The sequence below is a fragment of the Chloroflexus sp. MS-G genome (assembly GCF_000735195.1).
Classification (GTDB): domain Bacteria; phylum Chloroflexota; class Chloroflexia; order Chloroflexales; family Chloroflexaceae; genus Chloroflexus.
Map to the genome: position 1 here is coordinate 17,011 of NZ_JPIM01000035.1, position 22,349 is coordinate 39,359.

A 22,349-nucleotide genomic window follows, 5' to 3' on the forward strand; every position below is an offset into this window, starting at 1 on the left:
AGGCTATTACAAGGGAAGGAAGGATTGACGTGCAAGCATTGTTGCGACTGTCACGTATTATCGATACCTTCACCGAATGGGTTGGGCGGATTGCCTATATCCTGGTCCCAGTTGTTGTTGGTGTGGGGGTTTGGAATGTGGCAAACCGCTATGTTGGTCGGGCAATTGGTCGGACACTGGGGTCCAACTTTTACATCGAGGCACAATGGTACATTTTTTCGCTGATCTTTCTGTTGGGCGCAGCGTATGCTCTCAAGCATAATGAGCATGTGCGGGTTGATGTATTCTACAGTAACTATCCACCAAAGCGTAAAGCGTTGGTAAATTTGATCGGTACCCTCTTCTTTTTAATTCCCTTTTGTATCTTACTTATCTATTTTGGCCTGCCGTATGTTGAACAATCATGGCGTATTCGCGAGAATTCGCCTGATCCAGGTGGTCTGCCACGCTATATTATCAAGACCTTTCTGATAATCAGCCCGGTGCTCCTGATCATTCAGGGTATTTCAGAAGCAATTAAATACTTCGCTGCCTTCCGCGGCGTTCTCGATCCATCAAATATTGAAGAAGAGCACGAGACAAAATTGTAATATCTGGAGGATCCATGTACGATTGGCTCGGTCCCACAATGTTCCTCGGGGCGCTGGTCATTCTTGGTATCGGCTACCCGGTCGCGTTTTCGTTGGGTGCAACAGCGATTGTATTCGGAATCATCGGTGTCTCGCTTGGTATTTTTGACCCGATTATTATTCGGGCAATGCCATCACGTATCTTTAACGTGATGTCGAATTACACACTTCTCGCCATCCCGTACTTTATCTTCCTCGGCTCGATGCTCGAAAAGTCGGGGCTGGCAGAAGATTTGCTTGACACAATGGGTATTCTCTTTGGGCCAATTCGCGGCGGCCTGGCAATTGCCGTGGTGGTAGTCGGAGCGTTGTTAGCCGCAACTACTGGTGTGGTGGCAGCGACGGTAGTGGCAATGGGATTGATCTCGCTGCCGATTATGTTGCGCTACGGCTACAACAAGGAATTGGCCTGTGGCGTGATCTGTGCCGCTGGTACGCTCGGGCAAATTATCCCGCCCTCAGTGGTGCTGGTTGTACTCGGTGACCAGATTGGTGTGTCGGTAGGACGCTTGTTCCTCGGTTCGCTAATACCTGGATTGTTGCTGTCAGCAGCGCTCGCCTTCTACTGCTGGGTGGTCGCTTTGCTCAAGCCTGAGATGGCCCCGGCGCTACCGTTATCCGCCCGTTCGATAAGTGGCGCGGCGTTGGCAAAGCGTGTATTTCAGGTGATGATTCCACCGTTGTTGTTAATTGTCGCAGTTCTCGGATCGATCTTCTTCGGGATTTCAACAGCGACTGAAGCTGGTGCAGTAGGCGCCCTCGGTGCAACTTTGCTGGCGGCAGCAAACAGGCGCTTGACCTGGAAGAATTTCATTGCTGTGTGTGATGCGACAATGCGCGCCACCACAATGGTTATTTTCATCCTGATCGGCTCAACCGCCTTTGCACTGGTTTTCCGAGCGTTAAGTGGCGATAAGTTCGTGTTCGATCTCATGGCGAATTTACCTGGTGGTGCCTGGGGTTTTCTTATTGTCAGTATGCTCATTGTGTTTTTTCTCGGTTTCTTTATCGATTTCTTCGAGATTTGCTTTATCGTCATTCCGCTTTTCGTACCAGTGGCAAAGGCACTCGGCTTCGATCTGATCTGGTTTGGCGTGCTGCTCGGCGCGAACTTGCAGACCTCGTTCCTTACCCCACCGTTCGGATTTGCTCTCTTCTATTTGCGTGGGGTGGCCCCAGCGGGGGTAACAACCGCTGATATTTACCGCGGCGTGGTGCCGTTTATCGCTATTCAGCTTGCAATCGTAATCATTCTGATCTTCTTCCCGCAACTGGCGCTGTGGTTACCAGCAGTGTCGTTTGGGCAGTGATCATATCTTGCTGAAGACGGGTCATCATATTCGCTGACTGATTCGCTTCAAAACAGGATACGCCGACGCACATCTATACACCCGCTCACCGTGATCGCTATTCTAGTGCAGGCGTCTAGCCCGCGTTCTACAGTGAGCGGGTAATAATCCATCGTTCGCTTACATTCGCATACCATCTCGGACGGGTTGGGAACCTGAACCCTTCTTACCTGTCTTCACTTTGGAATACGAATCGGCAGACTTCTCCACCCTCAAACACGAGAATTATTGTTCAGACACGTGCTTTACGCTCTCTGACGGTGTAGCGTTACACACGGGGCTGATTCGTCTGCCATTGTGTATGTGTGCTTTCTCGCGGGTGGATTGTATGGAACAACCATCTTGATACCAGCAGGGGCACGGTATGCCGTGCCCCTGCCGTAATTGGTTGAAGTGCAGAAAAAGACGGAGAAACTAAATCGGGTTATTCTTGACGAAGAGATTAAACGGTAACTCGTTGGTCTGGTGCCAGCGCTGAATCTTCTGGCGGAACGAGTTCCAGCCGGGGAAGATCTCTTTGAATGCTGCTGACTTCGCTTCACTTTCGGCGAACAGCTCGAAGGCCGCTTTCTGCGCTGCGTTCATAATCTCATCGCTATAGACACGCAACTTCTTACCCTTCGCCAGAATGCGCTCCAGTGCATCGTTGTTGAGTGCGTCGTACTTAGCGAGCATGTTCATATTTGCTTCCCAACAAGCGACGCGGAGGAAGTTCTGATACTCTTTCGGCAGCTTATTCCAGGCATCGAGATTGAATACAGCGTGGAGACTGGGCCCTGGCTCCCACCAACCCGGTGCATAGTAGAACTCTGCTGCATCGGGGAGGCCAAGTTTCTCATCGTCGTAAGCACCGACCCACTCTGCCGCATCGATGGCACCGGTTGACAGGGCCTGGAAGATTTCCCCACCGGGTAGGGTTTGGGTTACCACGCCGAGCTTTCCGAGTACCTGCGCACCTAAACCGGGGATGCGCATCTTGAGACCCTGCAGGTCGGCCACGGTGTTGATCTCGCGGCGGAACCAGCCACCCATTTGGGTACCGGTATTACCAGCAGCGAAAGAGATAACGTTGAAGTTCTCACCGAGCTTGTTAATCGCCTGTTCACCACCACCATGATAGAGCCAGGCATTTTGCTGTTGCGCAGTGAGACCAAACGGCAGCGATGTGGCGAAGGCCCACGCTGGATCAAGACCTACGTAATAGTACAGTGCAGTGTGTCCTGATTCAACTGTCCCCTGCTGTACGTTTTGCAGCACTTCAAGGCCAGGGAAAAGTTCGCCGGCGGGGAAGGTCGTGATTTTGAACATACCGTTCGATAGCTCTGCTACCCGCTCGGCTACCGTTACTGCACCACCATAGATGGTATCGAGTGCGATGGGCCAGCTCGTTCCCATCCGCCATTCGATGGCCGGCATTGACGAACCTTGAGCAGGGGCCTGAGCTGTGGGGGCAGCGGCAGTGGGTTGCTCACCGCCTGCGGCTGTAGGCGCTGGTGGTGAGGTAGGGGGGGCCGCCGTTGGCGGATTGGTAACCGCCGGTGGTTGACCACAAGCAGCCAGTGTCAATCCAAGACCGCCAAGAACGCCTGCTGCGGCGCCACGAAGAAACTCTCGTCGTTTCATGCTGTGCTCCTGGGCAATCTGAGAATAAGAACTCGGTATCCTAATTATACATGATATGGCGAAATTGTGCAAATGGTGGTGTTATTGTTCGTGCAATAGTTGTTGATTCAGTTGTTTCTTGACAAAAGGATGTTTACAAGAAGACTAATACTAATGCGAGTGAAATAATGCTAACGAGATTCGAGAACAGGACTGTAGCTGTAACAAATTCGGGAAGTAGTTCATTTTCCATTGCAATAATGCTGACCAATACCGCCGTTGGCATGCTGGCCTGTAGAATACCTACATTACGTTCCAGTGGCGGCAGATCGAACCAGCTCACGGTGCTGAAGGCCAATACCGGCCCACTGATCAGGCGGATTGCGCTGGCGATCAGCAGATCGGTATTGATGCGTGGAATGCCGGCTGCCGCCAGTTGTGCACCTAACACGATGAGCATCGTCGGAATAAGTGCACCAGAAAGTAGTTCGAGCGGGCGCATAACGACCGGTGGTAGATTGATTTCAAGCCAGTTGAACAAGAGTGCTGGCGGAAGGGCCAGTAACGCAGGGGTGCGAAAAACTTGAATGGCCATACTCAGACTGAAGCCACGGCTGAAATTGGCCGCACCCACACAGACAATGAAAGCCAGGACGAGATTGGCCAAAAAGTAGACTGTAGCTACCCCAAGAGCGGCTGGCCCTTCGGCGAACTGAATGATAGGCAGGCCGAAGTTGCCGACGTTGCCGAAGGCAGCGATCATAACGTAGGCAGCAGTCATTTTGGCGCTGCGTTTGAAAAGCCTGGCAATCAGAAAGGCGATAATAATTGAGCCGAGATAGACGACGGTGATGAATCCGATCATACGTCCTGCCAGCCCGACTTCGATCCGGGTTTGACTAAGAACGTAAAAGACAAACGCTGGGGTCAGAATGAAATAGGCGAACCGTGAGAGAGTGCGGGCTTCGAGTTGCAGACGAGGGCCGGTGATGTAACCGATCAGCACGAGCAGGAACACCGGTGCAAGGACATTCAGGAAGATGCCGGGGAGTTGGTTCATAGCAGTGTAGTTTCTTCAAACAGCCTTGAAAGAGGCATAAGGATCCACGAGCAATGTGTTTTCGCTAAGAGCTTGCTTCAAACCGGTACCATGTGAAGAGTGGACAGGACTTGTGGCGTTACTGCGATACCGAATCTACTAAGCCATCATGCACCTCTTTGTAGAATAACAACAGTGAGTAACAGATGGTAACAAAAGAGTGTTTTAGATACGTTCTAAGAGTCGATCCGATATCTCCTGTTCCGAGCGATGAGGATCAGCAGGTCATTCTCGGTCAGATCGATGTGCCATCCGAAAGCGTCGTTTCTCCCTGAGTTGCGACGACGTTCGGTATCTCCGGCTCTATAACCATCGTCGTGGAAAACTTGTCGGGTCGAGACGATGCCTTTCCTCATACATCGTATTGTTTCTATCGCTGAGATTCATCCGTCGTGTGGTGATAATAGATGATCCGGACAAGCTCTAAGAATGTTGGTCGACCCATAAGCAGATGTGGTGGATAAGTACTCATTACGTATTGGATCCCCTTACAGGACCGGTTTCAAACATGTTTCCGTATACGATGTTATATAATAACGTAAGTTGCGTTAGTCGCTGAAACATTCGATATGAGTAAGCTGAGCTGAGATACAGCATATCGTATATTTCTTCCAGCAATACTCTTTCCGGTTAGAGTTTTGCAGTGTTCTCAGCTTCAGATCACCTTTGATGCCAGACAATACAAACCAGTGTTGTGCTACGGATTGCTATCACGTACCCGCTTACGGTAACCTCACCTACGTGATCTAGCTAGGTGCGCAGGCCAGCAGCCTGCGTAGGGTAGCGTTCCCACCCCTGTAACTTCCTCTCTTCGTGTGGAAGCGGCAGAAACCGCGCTGCGTAACAATTCTCCTTGCTCTCCTATGTAGCAGCTCAGCGGAGTGGCAACTTCTGTTGCGCAGCCACTGCAAGTGGTAAAAACTCCTGATCGTCTGCGCTCATCGCTTGCCCGTCATGCATGGCTGTGCTACAATACGACTAGCTTTGCCAACGTATAACCGGTATTTCTGATAAAGAACAAGTTTTGCGGCTGCTTAAGGAGCTTCTCGTATGTCCGACGTTTCCGGTCGCAATCCGGCAATCATTCTGGTGGAGGATGAGCCTGATATTCTTATCATTTTGCATCGTTTGATGCGAGACCTAACCGGTGGCTACGATATTATTACTGTTCACAGTGGTGCTGATGCGCTGGCTCAAATTGCGCTGCGGCGTGTACCTCTCGTTATCACAGACTATAATATGCCAGGCATGAATGGCTTACAGCTTGCCGCGGCAATTAAAGAGACCTCCCCTGATACGTGCGTGGTCATGATTACTGCCTATGCCACGCCTGAGCTTGAAAAGCGCGCTCGTGAGCAACGAATCGATTACTACCTTGCCAAGCCTTTTCCCCTTGACCGCCTTGAACATATTGTGCGCGACGTCTTACGTGCGCCCATCAGCTAAACATCAGATCATTGTCATTCTCCTGACGCATGCTCTCCGCTAGGATACTAACGCATGGTACTCTTTCGTTGCAGCTTCACGGGAGGTATGCGATGTACGATCTAATGTCGTTTCTGCCATCGTTCGTGTTGTTTGGGATGATCGTGTTGACTCTCATCCTGTTGCCGTTGCTTGATGATGATCGCCCCGCCGCGCATGAACAGCAACAGACCGATCAGATCCGTTTGCCACGACGGCCACAGTGATCTGGATCGTCTGTCTCGGTCGTCGGGATTTGCATTGTACGGGCGAGTGCTAAAGCCTCTTCAGCGTTGTGTATTTCCCCTGCCAGTTGTGCTTCGCGAATCAGCCGTAACAGGCGACCAACTTCCGGCCCCGGTTTAATCCCTAAAGCGTCCATTAACATATCGCCCCGAATAAGTGGTGGCGGTGGTGGGGTCGGTGTGTTCCAGTAGTGCTCTAGCATTGTTTCCATCCATCTAAGATGTTCGTTCCATGCTGCTGGATCGAGCCACGGGCCGCGTGTTGCCAGATGATCGGCCAGTTCGTGGAGCAGAATATCAGGACCGGCATCTTCAGTATCGCGGAAAAAGCGGGCAATGCCCCTTTCGGTCAGTTGCCCGCCACCACGCATCTGGCCTGGACGCATATGTTCGCGTACAATCTGTACCAGGTATTGGGTGTCGGACCGACTCAGCCGTAGGCGTTGGCCAATAGTTGCAGCTACCTCTGCCCCTATCCCCTGATGTCCATAGAAAGTTACTGTGCCATCCGCATGGTTCACTTTGGTTTGCGGTTTGGCATTGTCGTGCAAAAGGGCTGCCAGCTTGAGTAGTGCTGCGCGGCGGACGTTGCCGCGTCGCTGCTGTAAAAGTTCACGATAGCGATCGGCAAACGGCAGGTTACGGCTCAGATTAGGATGGGTTTGTACTGCAATGGGTGGTTCGCCATTGTCGATCAGCCAGTCAAGGGCTGCAACCGTTTCCAGGACATGATCGAGGACGGGTAAGAAATGGATGCGTGGCTGTTCACAGGTGCGTGCCGCTTCTAATTCGGGGAAGATGATGGTTAGTGCACCAACCTGATCGAGGAGGCGCAGGCCGGCAGCCGCTGCCAGACCGTCGCAGAGTTTGAGCAGTTCATCCCGGATTCGTTCAATTGCTACGTTGGGTAAGAATGGTGCAGCGCTGCGCGCCGCAGTGATCAGTTCAGGGGTTGGCATGAGCTGGTAATTGGCCCGAAAACGACCGGCACGCACAACCCGCAGTGGATCATCGAGCAGACTGGTAGCGGAGCATGGATGGAGCCGTTTGGCGGCAAGATCGGCCTGACCACCGAGCGGGTCGATCAGCTCACGCCAGTCGCCGGTTATAGCAGCCGCGAGCGGTAGCGCTAGCGCATTAACGGTAAAATCGCGTAAGTGGAGATCGGCCACAATATCAGCGGCCCGCAGTGTCGCACAGTCGATGGTCATCCCGTCGGCAAAGACGACCCGACCGGTGTCACGTTCGCGGTCGAGGGCGACGAACGTACCGTTGCCGGCATGCGCGAGCGCCTGCGCAAGCGCTAGCCCACTCCCATCGATGGCGAGGTCGAGGTCAGCCGGGGTACGACCGGTAAGCAGCTCGCGCACAGCTCCCCCTACCAACCAGACCGCTCGATCTGTGCAGGCGGCAATCAGTGAAAGTAGGTTGTTTATTGTTTGCAGCATCGTATCAGGTGATGACGAATCGTATCATCAGCGGTTCCGCTTCATCCTAAATCTTTTCAGATAGCAACGAAAAGCAGGCTATTAGCAGTGATCCAGCACCTGCACCTTCTCTTAGTTCTTCCTCTTCCGCTTCTAAGCGACGTGTACGACCTGCCTGCACTTATACCATTACCATAACATGAATAGCTGACGTGCATCCGCAACTATACGCTCAATGTTCGACAAGCAACGTTAAAACGTCTCTGGTGTGTCGTTCGACCGCCGCTCGGCTCCACAACAGCGGATGATAGGCTCCACCGCGCCAGGCCGTCACCATATCGGCATAATGAGGACTGGCCGGATGACCGCTCTGTCCACCGGGGAGAATAGCCCGCGAGCTATCCCAATCGTTCAGATCAAAGATAAAGCGTAACGAGACCCCGTTGGTAATCTTCATCCCAGCATTATCACGAGGGAGATAGCAGTGGTTAACAGTATCGAAGTCACCACCGATTGGCCATGGCCCGCGATTGAAAAGGGGAGTAAGTGCGGGTACGCTGCCAAGGGGGTGGCGTAGGGTTAATACATGCAAGCGACCATACGTCCAGCGCGATGGATCGTTACCGAGACGTTCGGTCAGTTCGGCAACAGTACGGGCCAGGGCTGCCCGTAAGACACCACCCCAACTGCGACCATGCCCGAGCCATTCATCGGGTTGTTCGAGTGGTTGACCGGCCATACGGGAAAGAATCATCGGTAAGGCGCATTCCAGGTAGAGGTTCGCGGGCAAAACACTAAACGAACCCACGGCTGCCGAAGCCTGGAACAGATCATGCAATTCGTGGTAGACAATGCGGAGCAGGTGGTAGCGTAGACCTTCATAGATCGCGCCCCCAACACTTTCTGGATGAAGCTGACCATCCCAGGTAATGAAGAGATCGCGCACGCGCTGCTCCATTCCCGGTTCGAGCTGAAGACGGGCCATCTGTTCGACGAGGGCTTTGCCGGGTAAAGACAGGATGTCGCCCTGGATGCGGGCAAAACTACGAACATCGTGCTGCTTGGTGGCGTCGAGTAATGTCTGAATGCGTTGGGCACGGTACGGATTGAGCCAGAAACCCTGAATAGGAGCACTGGTAGGAGGTTTATCGTGAGTAATTCGGTGATTGGCCGTTACAATGGCGCCATTCGGCGGATCGAGCTGGTTCGGTAGCTCGGTGAATGGAATGTAGCCCTGCCATTCATAATCACTATTCCAGCCGGGCACCGGCAGCATCCCGTCACCTTGACGACGGATTGGGAGGCGACCGGCCAGACAGTAACCGATGTGGCCGTCAATATCAGCGTAGACAAAATTCTGCGGTGGCACGTCCCAGTCTTGCAATGCAGCCCGAAACTCTTCCCAGTTGCGGGCACGGTTCAATTTGAGCACGGAACGAGTGAGGGTAGGCGAAGGATCGAGAGCCGTCCAGCGCAGCGCTAGCGCCTGCGTTGTCGAGTCGGCGCTAGATGGTTCACCGCGCAGCGAACCGGCAACCGGATCGATAATCGGTCCGTGACGTGTGATGCGCACATCGATCACCGTTGGGTTCGCCTGTCCTTTGACCACAATCTTCTCTTGAACAACCTCAGCAGTGAGCCAGTCGTCATTCCAGCGGTAACGGCGAGGATCAGTCACATCGAACTGCTCAATGAACAGGTCTTGATTATCGGTACGGGCATTGGTGACGCCCCAGGCGATGCGTTGATTGTGACCGATGATCACCCCACAGGTAGCAGGAATGGTCACACCGGCAACGTGAAAATCGCCTCCCTCTAAATGCACCTCGTACCAGAGATTGGGGAGCGAGAGGTTGAGATGAGGATCATTCGCAAGTAAGGGACGACCGCTTGTGGTGCGTTGACCGGCGACAACCCAGGCATTTGACCCTTGGGGTGTCTCGTTTTCACCGGTAAACAGGGCGGCATCGCTGGCCAATTGGAGCGCCCCGGCGCCGAGATCAGGCGTATAGGTGGTACCGGCCGGCACAGTTAGCGGTGCATCTTCTGGATAGTGAGGACGCAATGCGGTAGCGCGTTCGATGCCAACCAGCGCGACGATCTGGGCCTGCAATAGCTCTTGCATCCAGTTGGTTGACAGAGTGAGTGCCATCATTTTCGGCCAGACTAGCAGATCGGCCAGTGTCCATGGTTCGGGTTGGAAGCCGAGCAGCGTGAATTCGAGTGGTAACCGGTTGCCGATATGTCCGATGCAGGCATTGACCCCACGTACATACGCGCTCATGAGCGTTGCCGTTTCGTCATCAAGCAGCTTGACCTCCTGATCGGCAATGCGACTAAAGCCGAGTGTGCGAATAAAGCGATCGGAATCGAGGGCGGCTGGCCCAAAAATCTCGGCCAGCCGACCGTGACCAATGCGTCGGTGCATTTCCATCTGCCAGAGACGATCCTGAGCATGCACATACCCTAAAGCGGCAAAGAGATCTTCGTTGTGTTCTGCGTAGATATGCGGCACACCCCAACGGTCACGTCGTATTTCTACCGCCGTGCGGATGCCGGGTAGGGTGATCTGGCCATTCGTGCGGGGTAACGGTCGTCGTAGCGCGGCAATTGCTCCGACACCGGCCAGCGCCGCGACCGCACCTACCGTAATGCCTATCGCTCGTCCGATGCGTGTGGGGTTCAGGGTCACGCTCCACCTCCGTTTCGAGTCAAGGACTGAGACACCGGTATTGTGAATCGGATACGCTCACATGTCAAACGAAAAGGTTCATTGGTGTCGATTTGTTCTGGTGTCGTTCAGGCTGCAAAGGTGATCCGAAGCTAAAAACGCTGAAAATCCGTTGGCGACTCGGATGACGGTTGACAGTGACGCCGGGATAGCGTATCTTTCCAAACAGCAGGCAATACGTTATAGCTGAAGTGATAAAGCATGACCCTTGCTATTCCAGCGGAGTTGCACCACGATCTTTCGCTTGTCGAGCAGATACTTCGTGACCGGCTACGGGCGCGGTATAGCGTCATTGCGATGGTTGATCCGCACGTGATAGCCGATGCAGCAGATCGACTGCGTGCCCTGATTGTCCTCGCCGTTGCCCGGCTAGGTAATACCGTTAGTGCTCAGGTTGTCCACGCGGCAGCCGCAGTGGAGCTTATTGAAGCGGCAACTCGTGCCCATGACAACCTCATTGACAGACAGGCTCGTCGGTTCGGAAGAGGTACAAATGGTACGTGGGATCATGGTGTGGCTTTGATGGTTGGTGATTACCTCTTTGCGCTTGCCGCTGGCGAGATGGCCCGCAGCCCAGATCCACGGGTGATTGAACTCTACTCGCAGGCGGTGATGCGGATCTGTGAAGGGCAATTGACCACGATCACGAGCCTTACCCCACAGGAAACTGCTTTGACCATCTACTGGCAACGAACGGAAGCGCTTTTCGGGGTGCTCTTAGCGGCGTCGGCCCAGGCAGGTGTCTTGTGTGGCGGGTTGGCAGAACATCTCCTTGAACCAGCAGCACAGTTTGGTCTACATTTAGGACTGGCCCTGCGGTTGGCGACGGAAATTCGCGATCTGGAGGCTAATGGTGCTCTATTACAGGCCGGTCATGTTCCATTAGCGATGCTACTAGCTGTGACCGAACCACCAGCACCGGTATTGCAAGCAGTTTTTGCAAATCCGGCACCGACCACTATTGCCGAGGCTTTGCCGTTGATTCGCACCAACGGCTTACCCGCAGCCCGTACCGCCCTCGTGATGCAGCAGAACGCTGCCCGGCAGGCTCTACAGCTTCTGCCGGTTGGCGTCACAACGCCCTGGCTGCACCGCATCATTGATCAGATCGGCGAAGTGTAACGCTGTGTTATAATGCGACGGCTGAGCTATCGATGTCGCTTTCGATTCGGCAGGAGTGTATATTATGTATCGTTCACACACCTGTGGTGAATTGCGTCCGGCTCATGCCGGTCAGGAGGTGACGCTGGCCGGATGGGTACATCGTCGGCGCGATCATGGTGATCTTATCTTTATCGACCTGCGTGACCGTTATGGCATCACACAGGTTGTTTTTAACAGCGCCCATCCAGCAGCGCACGCAGTAGCCGAAACCGTTCGTTCGGAATACGTGGTGCAGGTGCGTGGACATGTGCGCATACGTCCGGCAGAAGCAGTGAATCCTGATCTTGCGACCGGTGAGATTGAGGTAGAGGCGTTTGAAGCGCAGGTGTTGAATCCGGCCCGCACACCGCCGATCTACATTGCCAAGGAGGGTGGTGAAGATGAATCGGTGCGACTGAAGTATCGCTATCTCGATCTGCGTCGGGAACGGATGCAGCGCAACCTGATCTTGCGTCATCGAGTAGTGAAGTTTATTCGCGATTTTCTCGACGCCGAAGGTTTTCTCGAAATCGAGACACCGATTCTGATCAAATCGACCCCCGAAGGCGCGCGCGACTATCTGGTGCCGTCACGACTGCATCCAGGCAAATTCTACGCGCTACCGCAAAGTCCACAGCAGCTCAAGCAGTTACTTATGGTAGCCGGTTACGATAAGTACTTTCAGATCGCACGCTGTTTTCGTGATGAAGACCAGCGTGCCGACCGGCAGCCTGAGTTTACCCAGCTCGATATGGAGATGAGCTTTGTCGATCAGGAGGATGTGCTTGCGCTGATCGAACGGCTGTTTACGGCGCTCTGTCGGACAATCGTGCCACATAAGCGTTTACCAACCCCATTTCGCCGCCTGACATACGCCGAGGCAATTGAGCGTTACGGTTCGGATAAGCCCGATCTGCGCTACGACTTAGAGCTGGTTAATCTGAGCGATCTGCTCGCTGAGACCCCATTTCAGGTCTTCGGCGGTGTCTTGGCCAGTGGCGGTCAGGTCAAGGGTATTCGGGCGCCAGGATGTGCCCATTTCTCGCGGAAGCAGATTGACGAGCTTGCGGAAGTGGTGCGTGCCGGAGGAGCAAAGGGCCTGGCCTGGGCAGCTCTGCCATCTGATGGCAGTGAAGTGCGTTCAAGTTTCGCCAAGAATCTGGCTCCTGGTGAGTTCACCGCTATCACTGAGCGCATGGCCGCCGAACCCGGTGATCTGATCCTCATCGTGGCCGATCAACCGGCGGTGGTAGCGGCTTCGCTCGATAAGTTACGGCGCAATCTAGCCGAACGACTGCGGCTGGCCGATCCCAATACACTCTGTTTTGCGTGGATTGTCGATTTCCCGTTGGTAGAATGGAACGAAGAGGAACAGCGTTGGGATGCTGTTCACCATCCGTTTACTGCACCGAAAGATGAAGACCTGCCTCTGTTAACCACCGATCCCGGTAAAGTGCGGGCGAAAGCCTACGATCTGATCCTCAACGGGTATGAAGCCGGTGGTGGCAGTATTCGTATTCACCGTCGTGATATTCAGCAGCAGGTCTTCTCGCTACTTGGCATTAGCGAAGAAAAGGCGCAGGCCCAGTTTGGGCATATGCTGGAAGCGTTTGAATACGGCGCTCCACCACACGGTGGCATTGCGCCTGGCATTGATCGGCTGGTGATGATCCTGGCCGATGAGCCGACGATTCGTGAGGTGATGGCCTTCCCCAAGACGCAGCAAGCAGTTGATCTCATGACGAATGCACCATCACCGGTCGATGAGCGACAGTTGAAAGAGTTGCATATTCGGATTGTGATGCCGGAATAGGTGGCCGAGATCGTTATCGCCAATCGGGGAAGCGTAACGTCATTCTGACAAATAATTCATCAAATTCGTACCTTTGGGCTAACGACAAATTCAGCATAAACCGGCTATACTATAGATATGCACGACGTCCATGCCGCCGCCGCGCCCAGATTGGCGCGGCGGTATGTTCGCCGGAGTGGATATGCCTAAGCGCATTCTGGTTGTTGATGACGATCCTCATATTCGTCGGCTGGTGTCGCTGGCGCTGACCGAAGATACCTCTTACGAAGTAAGTGATGTCTCGTCGGCAGAGGCAGCGCTCCTTCACATTTCCCGGCAGCCTGTTGATCTGCTGCTCACCGATCTGAAGATGCCAGGGATGAGCGGCATCGAGCTTATTCAGCGAGTACGGCAGCTTGATCCGGGCACTGCGATTGTCGTTTTTACGATCAGCCCAGAGGATGTATCGCCGCAGTTACAAAGCGAATTGCAGATCGACTATGTTCTGGCCAAACCGGCGAACGCCGAGCAGCTTCGACTGACAGCTATGACGCTCCTCGATCCGACAAAGCCGGTCGCTGCGATGCGTGTCGAGTCGCCAGCACCTGAACCTGCCGCTGGCAGTCGGTTTAGCCAGCGACTGGCTGCACTGCGTGCTCGACAGCCAGCGCAGTCGTCGTCGGTTGCATCATCGGGCGTCGCGATGCGGCTCACTCCCAATCAGAGCGGGCGTAGTGGGCGGAGCTATTCAGAAGCGCAGTTGGAGCGTATGCGCCAGTCACTGAAGGATCTGGCACTGGCCCCTGACGTGCAATGCGCGATTCTGGCCGATACGAGTGGTTTGGTCCTCAGCCACTGGAGTCGACGACGTGACATCAATGTGACCGTCGTGGCAGCCCTGGCAGCAGGGAATACGCTGGCACTGACCGAGATCGGTCGGCATTTAGGGCAGCAGCAACCAGGGCATCTGGTTATCCACGAGGGCCAGGATCAAAACATCATCATGGCATCGGTCGATGATCTCATTCTGTTGCTGGCAATTGGGGCGAATGCGTCACTGGGATGGGCACGTATTGCTACCCTGCGCGCTTGTGAAGAAATGGCGCGGATTGCACGGAGTGAGTAAGGCTGTATCAGTTTGACACCACGCCTGGCCTTTGCTATACTACGCAGGGCGAAGGGCGGTGTAACCGCTCTGTTTTCATGTTGTCTCGACGCTATCAAAAGCGTCGCCCCAAGGAGAAGAAGACCGTGTATGCAATTATTCGTGACCGAGGCATGCAATACCGTGTTGAGCCAGGCCAGGTCTTGACTATCGACCTGATCAATGCCGAACCAGGCAGCCAGATCGAGCTAGACGAAGTGCTCCTGGTGGGTGACGCGGATCAGGTGAAGGTCGGCTCACCGCTGGTTGAAGGTGCAGTGGTGCGGGCGGAAGTGCTCGGCGAGCAAAAGGGCGAGAAGATTATTGTTTTTCGGTATCGCAACAAAACACGTTATCGCCGTCGCACCGGTCATCGCCAGCGCTATACCAAAATTCGTATCAGCGAGATCGTCGCCTGAGAGGAGCTTGAATAATGGCCCACAAGAAAGGTGTAGGTAGCTCGCGCAATGGGCGCGATAGCAATCCAAAAATGCGCGGAGTCAAGCGCTTTGGCGGCGAGAAGGTTCGCGCCGGGAACATTATCGTCCGCCAGTGTGGTACGAAGATTAAGCCGGGTGAGAATGTTGGAGTTGGCCGCGACTGGACGTTGTACGCACTCGTAGATGGAGTGGTACAGTTTAGCCACTATTCACGCACGCAGAAGAAGGTGAGCGTGATTCCAGTGGGTGTAACCGAAGCAGCTCGCTAGAGAGGGAATTGCCGTGAAACCGGGTATTCATCCCAAATACTACACCGATGGCATTGTATGTGGTACGTGTGGTACCGTTTGGAAGATTGGCTCGACACGTCCCAATCTGCGCGTAGAAATCTGCGCCAATTGCCATCCGTTTTACACCGGCGAGCAGCGGATCGTCGATACTGCCGGCCAGGTCGATCGCTTTATGCGTCGGTTGAATGTCGCGCAGGAGCGACAGAACGAGCGTGAGAGTCGGCGGGCTAGCCGTGCTCAGCCACAGAAGAAGAGCCTGCTCAAAGAGATTTATGGTGAAGATGCTGAGTAGGTGATAGTCCGTATCCGCCTGACGAGGTCGGCATACAGCCGACCTTTGTTTTTTCCGGTGGAGGATAGAAGTAAGAGACTAGCCGAGTAACTTGTGGTCGCTTCACGACAGATGAAGCCCATTGATGGACGCAACACGATGGACGACCAGTCTAGTGCTGACGGAATCACAGGGTGAGGGCACGACGTGGCCTGGGGCGCGGGACAGATTTAGGACGTGGGTATCGCCGAGGGCGCGGTGTCGTCGGGAAGCGCAGGGCGATGCGCCGCCTCGCCCCGACGGTCAATGGATTCTGATACCGCTACGATGTGGTGTTGTAGTGCGTCAGTATGCGACGGGCGTGGTTGATGACTTCCAGCCGCAATTCCTCCGGCTCCAGTACTTCAACGTCTGCACCCCAGCTTAACACCCAGCTCAGAATCTCGCGAATGCCGCCAACAGTCAAATGTAGATCGCAGCTACCGTCAGGGTTTTCGGTGAGTTGTTGGCTATGATGCCAGCGATTTTCACGAATACGCGGCGCGATTTGGGCGCTAAAGCGTAGATGAATTGTCACTGCCGCTTCGTTCATTACTTCCCAGGCGTGTGCCAGATGGTCGTAAGGGTCAAATTCTTTTGGAATGGTATAATGTTCCGTCAACAGTTCCGCGTGCTCGATGCGCTCAACTTTAAAGGTGCGTACATCGTCACGCAGTCGGTCATATCCGATCACGTACACACCTGGCGTCATCCGCACAACCTCAAGGAAATAGGGGGCGATCTCGCGCTCGGTGAGAGGGCGATTAGGCGGACGATACCGTATCCGCACCATCCGCCGGTCGGCCCACGCCCGGGTAAGTTTTTCAAGGGTTTGGATGTAGTGGGGATGTGGGGGGCGGTCGCGCACAATATTTGCCAAACGGGCGATATGATCGGCAATCGTCTGATCGGGTAGACCGGCAGCCAGTTGGTTCAGGGCTGAGACGATATGCGGGTTATGCTCGTCGCTATGATGGCTTAGCAGACGAGCAGCGAAGAAGAGCGCCACTGCCTCGTGAAGGTTGAGGCGAATTGTTGCCAGGTATTCGTTACGGTCGATGCCGTATTTGCCATTGTGCTGCCAGATTGGCGCCCCGCTTTCGGCGAGTGCGTCGAGATCACGGTAGATGGTGCGTCGGTGTACACCACACCGTTTAGCCAATTCAATCACACTTAGCCCATTGGGCGCATTGTAGAGGATATGCTCCAGGTGGCGTAACCGGGCAGCTTTACTACGTAGACGATTATCGGTATCGGTCATAGGTTTGGTGTACTGAACGTTAAAGCCAGTGCATTGACCACCTTATTATCTGAATGTGCTCGTCACGGGGTTGGGTAAGATTCCCTCTTTTCCCCGCCGATGCGTTTGAGTGGCGAGGAATCTGCTGCTATTTCTTGCACCTCTTTCCGGTCTGCAAAGCTATGACACCGACCTCCGTACTAGAGAGCATTTACCCACGTTCAATATACTGGCGCCGATAATACTCCATATACTCGCCAGACTTGATCGGGCGCCACCAATCTTCATGCTCAACAAACCAGCGCACCGTCTTTTCGAGGGCTTCATCGAATGTATGACGCGAACGCCAGCCCAATGCGCGCAGTTTCGAGCAATCAAGCGCATAACGTCGGTCATGACCGGCGCGATCGGTGACGTGTTGGATCAGACTGTACGGCTTGCCGAGAATATCGAGAATCTTGCGTGCCATTTCGATGTTCGGCGTCTCAACCTCTGTGCCAACGTTATACACCTCGCCGATCTGGCCTTTATGGAGCACAATATCAATCGCTTCACAGTGGTCAAGGACATATTGGTAATCACGTACCTGCAATCCATCACCATAGATCGGTAGAGGTAAGTTATCAATGGCATTCGTTGTGAAGAGGGGAACCGCCTTTTCGGGATAGTGGTACGGCCCGATATTATTTGAACCACGGGTAATCGTTATCGGTACCCCATACGTAATGTAGTAGGCATACACCAGGTGCTCAGCGCCGGCCTTACTCGCCGAGTAGGGGCTGCGCGGTTCAAGAGGATCTCCCTCTCGTGAGCGGCGGGGGGCCGGAATTGCGCCATACACCTCATCGGTACTGATCTGATGGAAACGTTCGAGTTGAAACTCGCGGGCTACTTCGAGCAAGGCCCAAGTTCCGTTCACATTAGTACGAACGACTGCATCGGGCGCCATTATTGACCGATCGACGTGGGTCTCGGCGGCAAAATTGACAATGGTATCGATCTTGTAGGTACGCACTACCTCGCGTACCGTATCAATATCGCAAATATCACCCCGCACGAATGTGAAACGTGGGTCATTAGCGACCGATGCTAGATTTGCCAGATTACCGGCATACGTGAGTTTATCGTACACCACGATCCGATAATCGGTATATGTGTCAAGCATATAATGGACAAAGTTACTGCCAATAAACCCGGCTCCGCCAGTAATAAGGAGATTCCGCATAGTAATGTTGCTTCCTTTCACTTCGCTAACAATGGTATTGCAAATGTGTCTTACAATTCCTGAGAGCGTATCTGAAATAGAGCAGGAAACCTGCTGAACCACCAGGGAATCACGTTTCCGTAAAGATGCGGTTTTTGGCTCGCGATTCGGCAGCCATACGCTCTTTGTAAGCCAGGACCTGGGCTAAGAGTGCCGGATCAGCGCTCGCCAGGATCTGTACTGCCAGCAAGCCGGCGTTACGTCCGTTGCCGATGGCAACGGTTGCCACCGGCACACCTGCCGGCATCTGCACAATTGAGAGCAGGGAATCCAGACCATTGAGCGCCTTGCTGGGCACCGGAACACCAATCACCGGTAATGGCGAATAGGCTGCGATCATCCCCGGTAAATGTGCTGCACCGCCTGCCCCGGCAATGATAACCCGAATACCGCGCTGATGTGCGGTCATCCCATACTCGGCCATGTCGAGTGGTGTGCGATGGGCCGAGACAATACGTGCTTCGTAGGGAATGCCGAATTCGCGACAGACATCGATAGCGCCCTGCAGCGTTGGCAAGTCGCTGTCACTCCCCATGATGATACCCACTAACGGATGATCGGCCATACCTGTTCCTCACCTGATGCGTGAACGTTCCGAGATACGCTCTAGCTCTGCTATTCCGGCATTGTAACCAGGGCTGCGGCGCGTCGGGCAACAGCTTCTGCTTCAGCAAGGGTTGCGCCAAGTGCCGTAATGTGGCCCATTTTACGCCCAATCCGCTCTTCTCGCTTACCATAAAAATGAATGTGTGCTCCTGGTACAGCCAGCGCTGCGACAATGGCCGATGGATTGATCGGCCCGTTGCGCTTGCCGAGCAGATTCACCATTACCGCCGCTGGCGCCCGCAAAGCGGTTGGGCCGAGTGGCCAACCCAAGACGGCACGCAGATGATTTTCAAACTGCGACGTCACACAGGCTTCAATCGTGTAGTGACCGGAATTGTGTGGACGTGGCGCTAATTCATTGATGAGCACCTGCCCGTCAGCGAGCGCAAACAGCTCAACGCCAAAAATACCGACCCCATCAACCGCCTGAATTGCTGCTACTGCCAGATCGGTGGCCTGCGCTGCCAAGTTTGCATCGACCGGCGCCGGTACCCGTACCACATGACAGATGTGATTCTGCTGTACTGTTTCAACGACAGGGTAAGCCACTGTCGTACCGTCACGTCCGCGCACAACCATCACCGCCAGCTCACACGTAAACGGCACCCAAGCCTCGACGAACAACGGACTACCTCCGCGTGTAAGACGCTCCCAGGCCAGTATCACCTCTTCAGCGCTGCGAACGGTTGCATTTCCGTACCCATCGTACCCATTCCGGCGTGTCTTCAGCACGAGTGGCCAGCCAAACTCTTGCGCCGCAGTCAACACATCGTTTGGTGTCGTGACTGACCGAAATGGTGGTACCGTCAGTCCGGCAGATGCCAATCGCTCCTTCTGCCGTAACTTATCTTGTACAACTGCCACCGTTGCCGGTCGCGGCAAGACCGGAACACCATGCGCCTCGATACGCTCAAGTATCGAGGCGTCAATAAACTCATTCTCTAACGTGACCAAATCGCACTGGCGGGCAAAGGCTGTCAAAACCGTCTCGTCTTCCCAGGGGCCAACGACTGCATATTGAGTATAGCGGGCTGCCGGACTATCTGGTAGCCGCTCACAAATAACTACTTCAACCCCCAGTGATATTGCAGCCTGGGTGAGCATCTGGGCCAGTTGACCACCACCAAGAATACCGATCCGCATAGCTTATCCACCGATCATACTATCTGTGTTTCAGAAATTCGCAACCGTGTCACGTTCTTCCTGTGGCGAGCTGCCATGCACGTACTGCGGGAACGCTACGCCGGGTATAGTATCCTCAGATGTTCAGATATGCAAGCTCCCGGTGAAAAGGTGACTTCGGCTATAATGTCGGGGAAAATACAATACAGGAAGGAGCAAGACAGTATGACAACCTCTTCGCGCAGCAATCGTCGTCGTTCAAACCAGCGTTCTGCCTCGGTTCGACGACCGGTTGCACGTTCAATCGAACCACCAGACTACAGCCGTGAGTATGCTGATGTCCGTCGTGATCTCTTCTGGATTGCTATTTGGGGCGGGTTACTCATGCTTGGTATGGTTATTGCCTCGTTTGTGTGGTGAGGTAAAGTCGGGAGAGCGGGAGATCGTTACGCTTCCCGCACCTTCCCCCAGCGGCCCCTGCCTCTTCTCCCAGGGGCAAGGCAGGGGGATGCAGTCGGGCGAAATTCCCGTCCCTTCAGCGTATACGCCAGCCGATGTGTCTCCGCTGTTGCCTCATCTGGTTAGTGAAGGTGACCAATGCTGAGTATGCTGACCGCTCTCGCTGATTGTTTGCTCTGTTGAAGCATAGATTTCGTAGAAGTGAGTCAAATTGTCAACGAGCTAGTACCTCGTTATATAAGATTTTGCGCTTTTTGGCCTGGGATGGTATCCTGTGCGACATGGGAAAACATACACCTATCGAACGAACAAGTGAAGAACGCACCGAGCTGGAACAACTGATTCGTACCGGCAACGCTCCGGCCCGTCCCCATACCAGAGCGCGTATCCTGCTTCTGAGCGACCGCAGCCAGGGCCAGAAGCGCACCGACCAGGAAGTTGCCGATGCCGTCTTGTGCAGTAGACGCACGGTGATGAATGTGCGGCGTCGTTTTCTTTCGGGTGGATTGCAGGCGGCGCTGTCTGACAAAGGCTGGCCGGGCGCACCGCCGAAGTTCACCGGGGAGGTCGAAACCAAGTTGACCATGTTAGCCTGCAGCGAGCCGCCAGCAGGCGCTGCACGCTGGACATTGCGCTTGCTGGCCGACAAGATGGTTGAACTGCACTATGTGGATTCGATGAGCCATGGCACGGTTGGCGAGATACGAAAAAAAACGAAATCAAGCCGTGGCGGATAAAGTCTTGGTGCATTGGCAAGCCGTCTGGGACGGATGGTGCCACGATGGACGACGGTTGAGATGGCTATCAGCGCCCCGATGCCCCCAAACGCCCGGTCGGATGCCTGGATGAGGCCAGCAAAGAGTTGCATGACCTTCCCTGCGGGAGTTTGCCTGTCGAGCCGGGTCAAGCGTTGCGGCAGGACGACGCATACGAACGGCGTGGGGTTGCCAATCTGTTTCTAGCGATTGAACCGCTACGGGGTTGGCGGAAAGTACGGGTCACCGAGCGGCGCACCAGGTGCGACTTTGCCGAACAGTTGCGCCTGCTGTCGGATGAAGAGTACCCGCAGGCCGAACGCATCGTCCTGGTCGTTGACAATGTGAACACGCACGGCCCCGGGGCACTGGATGAAGCCTTCGAACCGGAAGAAGCCCATCGCCTGGCAGCGCGTTTTGAATGGCATGACACGCCCGAACACGGCAGCTGGCGCAATATCGCCGAATGCGAACGCTCGGTTCTGCAACGGCAGTGCTTGGACCGACCGATTCCAGATATAAGCACGCTCAAACGTGACGTCTCAGCCTGGGAAGAGCGTCGTAATAAAGCGTGTAGTAAGATCATATGGCACTTTACCACCGCCGATGCCCGCATCAACCTCAGGCGTCTGTATCCGGTTGTAAAAGAACAAAATCTAACATAACAAAGCACTAGCGGCTTCCGCTGGCCAGTTTTGTTGATTGAGATTCCAGTTGGTATTTTATTTTTCCTGTTCAACTTCGACGGTTTCATGCGTTTTGTAGCACGTAACTACGTAGTTGATATAAATCAGTCGTTAGCAGAATGGATAATCGGTTTTTCTTATCTTCCTCGTCAATTCTATGCCATGCTACATCAAACAGAGAGTGAACTTTTTCTCTCTATTCCGTCTCGCTTTGTACGGTATTGGTACTTATTTTGTTTTAATTCTTCTTTTGTCATTTAGAGAAGGATGTTCAAGAATGTTTTTCTATAGTTTAGGAGGATTAACTGTTGGCTTTCTAGGTGTGCCTATTTTAGCCTGGACCATATTTCTTATCTTCGCTTTGGTAAATTTCCTACTTGCAATTATCAATTTCATTAACGAATTATTGATAAATCTACTTAAATGGATTATCCCATTCTTGCCCATTTTGATTTACATAGGATTAGTATTGTTAGAGGGCGATCAGAAAACCGGATTTGTGGTATCATGATGGCGACCATGCCGTTCTGATAAGGAGCAATCTCGTATGCC

At 53.9% G+C, this 22,349-nt stretch carries 20 protein-coding genes and 1 pseudogene; 13 read left to right on the forward strand and 8 right to left on the reverse strand.

Translation table 11 applies throughout. The annotated features are described in order from the left end of the window. Nucleotides 1-29: 29 nt before the first annotated feature. Together JE47_RS0108355 and JE47_RS0108360 are read left to right on the forward strand one after the other, a co-directional pair. Entirely contained in the window at nt 30-590 is a 561-nt protein-coding gene (locus tag JE47_RS0108355; RefSeq protein ID WP_031459319.1) for a TRAP transporter small permease subunit, read from the forward strand. A gap of 14 nt (nt 591-604) precedes the next feature. Further along, the gene (locus JE47_RS0108360) at nt 605-1,939 is read left to right on the forward strand and encodes a TRAP transporter large permease (RefSeq protein WP_031459320.1); all 1,335 of its coding nucleotides are present in this window, start codon (nt 605-607) and stop codon (nt 1,937-1,939) included. 453 nt (nt 1,940-2,392) lie between these two features. Here the strand turns inward: JE47_RS0108360 and JE47_RS0108365 are convergent, their stop codons facing one another. Both JE47_RS0108365 and JE47_RS0108370 read right to left on the reverse strand, forming a co-directional pair. Then, entirely contained in the window at nt 2,393-3,601 is a 1,209-nt protein-coding gene (locus JE47_RS0108365; protein WP_031459321.1) for a TRAP transporter substrate-binding protein, read from the reverse strand. Between the two features lie 133 nt (nt 3,602-3,734). Then, on the reverse strand, nt 3,735-4,640 hold the full coding sequence (locus JE47_RS0108370; protein ID WP_031459322.1) for an AEC family transporter: 906 nt from the start codon (nt 4,638-4,640) through the stop codon (nt 3,735-3,737). Between the two features lie 1,089 nt (nt 4,641-5,729). On the opposite strand from JE47_RS0108370, the gene JE47_RS0108375 reads away from it, so the two are divergent. Together JE47_RS0108375 and JE47_RS21935 are read left to right on the forward strand one after the other, a co-directional pair. Further along, nucleotides 5,730-6,125 carry a response regulator gene (locus JE47_RS0108375; RefSeq protein ID WP_031459323.1) on the forward strand — a complete coding sequence of 132 codons (396 nt, stop codon included), beginning with the start codon at nt 5,730-5,732 and terminating at the stop codon, nt 6,123-6,125. A 92-nt stretch (nt 6,126-6,217) separates the two neighbouring features. Continuing rightward, nucleotides 6,218-6,370, forward strand: a complete 153-nt coding sequence (locus JE47_RS21935; protein WP_173424549.1) for a hypothetical protein — start codon at nt 6,218-6,220, stop codon at nt 6,368-6,370. On the opposite strand, the gene JE47_RS0108385 is transcribed toward JE47_RS21935, so the two are convergent. After that, complete coding sequence (locus JE47_RS0108385; protein WP_051871104.1) at nt 6,340-7,836, reverse strand: HD domain-containing protein; 1,497 nt, start codon at nt 7,834-7,836, stop codon at nt 6,340-6,342. The two genes, JE47_RS21935 and JE47_RS0108385, sit on opposite strands and share 31 nt — an antisense overlap. A gap of 211 nt (nt 7,837-8,047) precedes the next feature. After that, the gene (locus tag JE47_RS0108390; protein WP_031459325.1) at nt 8,048-10,507 is read right to left on the reverse strand and encodes a penicillin acylase family protein; all 2,460 of its coding nucleotides are present in this window, start codon (nt 10,505-10,507) and stop codon (nt 8,048-8,050) included. A 240-nt stretch (nt 10,508-10,747) separates the two neighbouring features. Here JE47_RS0108390 and JE47_RS0108395 point away from each other — a divergent pair, with 240 nt between their 5' ends. From JE47_RS0108395 to rpmE, 6 genes are all read left to right on the forward strand, one after another. Next, a complete protein-coding gene (locus JE47_RS0108395; protein WP_031459326.1) occupies nt 10,748-11,668 on the forward strand; it encodes a polyprenyl synthetase family protein in 921 nt (306 codons plus the stop codon). A 64-nt stretch (nt 11,669-11,732) separates the two neighbouring features. Continuing rightward, the gene (gene aspS / locus JE47_RS0108400) at nt 11,733-13,502 is read left to right on the forward strand and encodes an aspartate--tRNA ligase (RefSeq protein ID WP_031459327.1); all 1,770 of its coding nucleotides are present in this window, start codon (nt 11,733-11,735) and stop codon (nt 13,500-13,502) included. 181 nt (nt 13,503-13,683) lie between these two features. Beyond that, complete coding sequence (locus tag JE47_RS0108405) at nt 13,684-14,607, forward strand: response regulator (protein ID WP_031459328.1); 924 nt, start codon at nt 13,684-13,686, stop codon at nt 14,605-14,607. 125 nt (nt 14,608-14,732) lie between these two features. Further along, nucleotides 14,733-15,044 (forward strand): 50S ribosomal protein L21, encoded by a 312-nt coding sequence (gene rplU, locus JE47_RS0108410; RefSeq protein ID WP_031459329.1) that lies wholly within the window; start codon nt 14,733-14,735, stop codon nt 15,042-15,044. A 14-nt stretch (nt 15,045-15,058) separates the two neighbouring features. Beyond that, nucleotides 15,059-15,334: a 50S ribosomal protein L27 gene (gene rpmA, locus JE47_RS0108415; protein ID WP_031459330.1), complete on the forward strand. Its 276-nt coding sequence runs from the start codon at nt 15,059-15,061 to the stop codon at nt 15,332-15,334. Between the two features lie 13 nt (nt 15,335-15,347). Continuing rightward, nucleotides 15,348-15,647: a 50S ribosomal protein L31 gene (gene rpmE, locus JE47_RS0108420; RefSeq protein ID WP_028457253.1), complete on the forward strand. Its 300-nt coding sequence runs from the start codon at nt 15,348-15,350 to the stop codon at nt 15,645-15,647. Nucleotides 15,648-15,948: 301 nt separating this feature from the next. Here rpmE and JE47_RS0108425 read toward each other — a convergent pair whose 3' ends face one another. From JE47_RS0108425 to JE47_RS0108440, 4 genes are all read right to left on the reverse strand, one after another. Next, on the reverse strand, nt 15,949-16,926 hold the full coding sequence (locus JE47_RS0108425) for a helix-turn-helix transcriptional regulator (protein WP_031459331.1): 978 nt from the start codon (nt 16,924-16,926) through the stop codon (nt 15,949-15,951). A 190-nt stretch (nt 16,927-17,116) separates the two neighbouring features. Continuing rightward, nucleotides 17,117-18,130, reverse strand: a complete 1,014-nt coding sequence (gene rfbB, locus JE47_RS0108430) for a dTDP-glucose 4,6-dehydratase (protein WP_031459332.1) — start codon at nt 18,128-18,130, stop codon at nt 17,117-17,119. Nucleotides 18,131-18,239: 109 nt separating this feature from the next. Beyond that, nucleotides 18,240-18,734, reverse strand: a complete 495-nt coding sequence (gene purE / locus JE47_RS0108435; RefSeq protein WP_031459333.1) for a 5-(carboxyamino)imidazole ribonucleotide mutase — start codon at nt 18,732-18,734, stop codon at nt 18,240-18,242. A gap of 50 nt (nt 18,735-18,784) precedes the next feature. Beyond that, nucleotides 18,785-19,918, reverse strand: a complete 1,134-nt coding sequence (locus JE47_RS0108440) for a 5-(carboxyamino)imidazole ribonucleotide synthase (protein WP_031459334.1) — start codon at nt 19,916-19,918, stop codon at nt 18,785-18,787. Between the two features lie 204 nt (nt 19,919-20,122). Between JE47_RS0108440 and JE47_RS0108445 the strand changes: the two genes are divergently transcribed. From JE47_RS0108445 to JE47_RS20445, 3 genes and pseudogenes are all read left to right on the forward strand, one after another. Then, complete coding sequence (locus JE47_RS0108445) at nt 20,123-20,317, forward strand: hypothetical protein (protein WP_031459335.1); 195 nt, start codon at nt 20,123-20,125, stop codon at nt 20,315-20,317. A 320-nt stretch (nt 20,318-20,637) separates the two neighbouring features. Next, the gene (locus tag JE47_RS0108450; protein ID WP_031459336.1) at nt 20,638-21,093 is read left to right on the forward strand and encodes a helix-turn-helix domain-containing protein; all 456 of its coding nucleotides are present in this window, start codon (nt 20,638-20,640) and stop codon (nt 21,091-21,093) included. 80 nt (nt 21,094-21,173) lie between these two features. Continuing rightward, nucleotides 21,174-21,776: pseudogene (locus JE47_RS20445) on the forward strand (IS630 family transposase); the annotation flags it as partial. Nucleotides 21,777-22,349 lie beyond the last annotated feature (573 nt).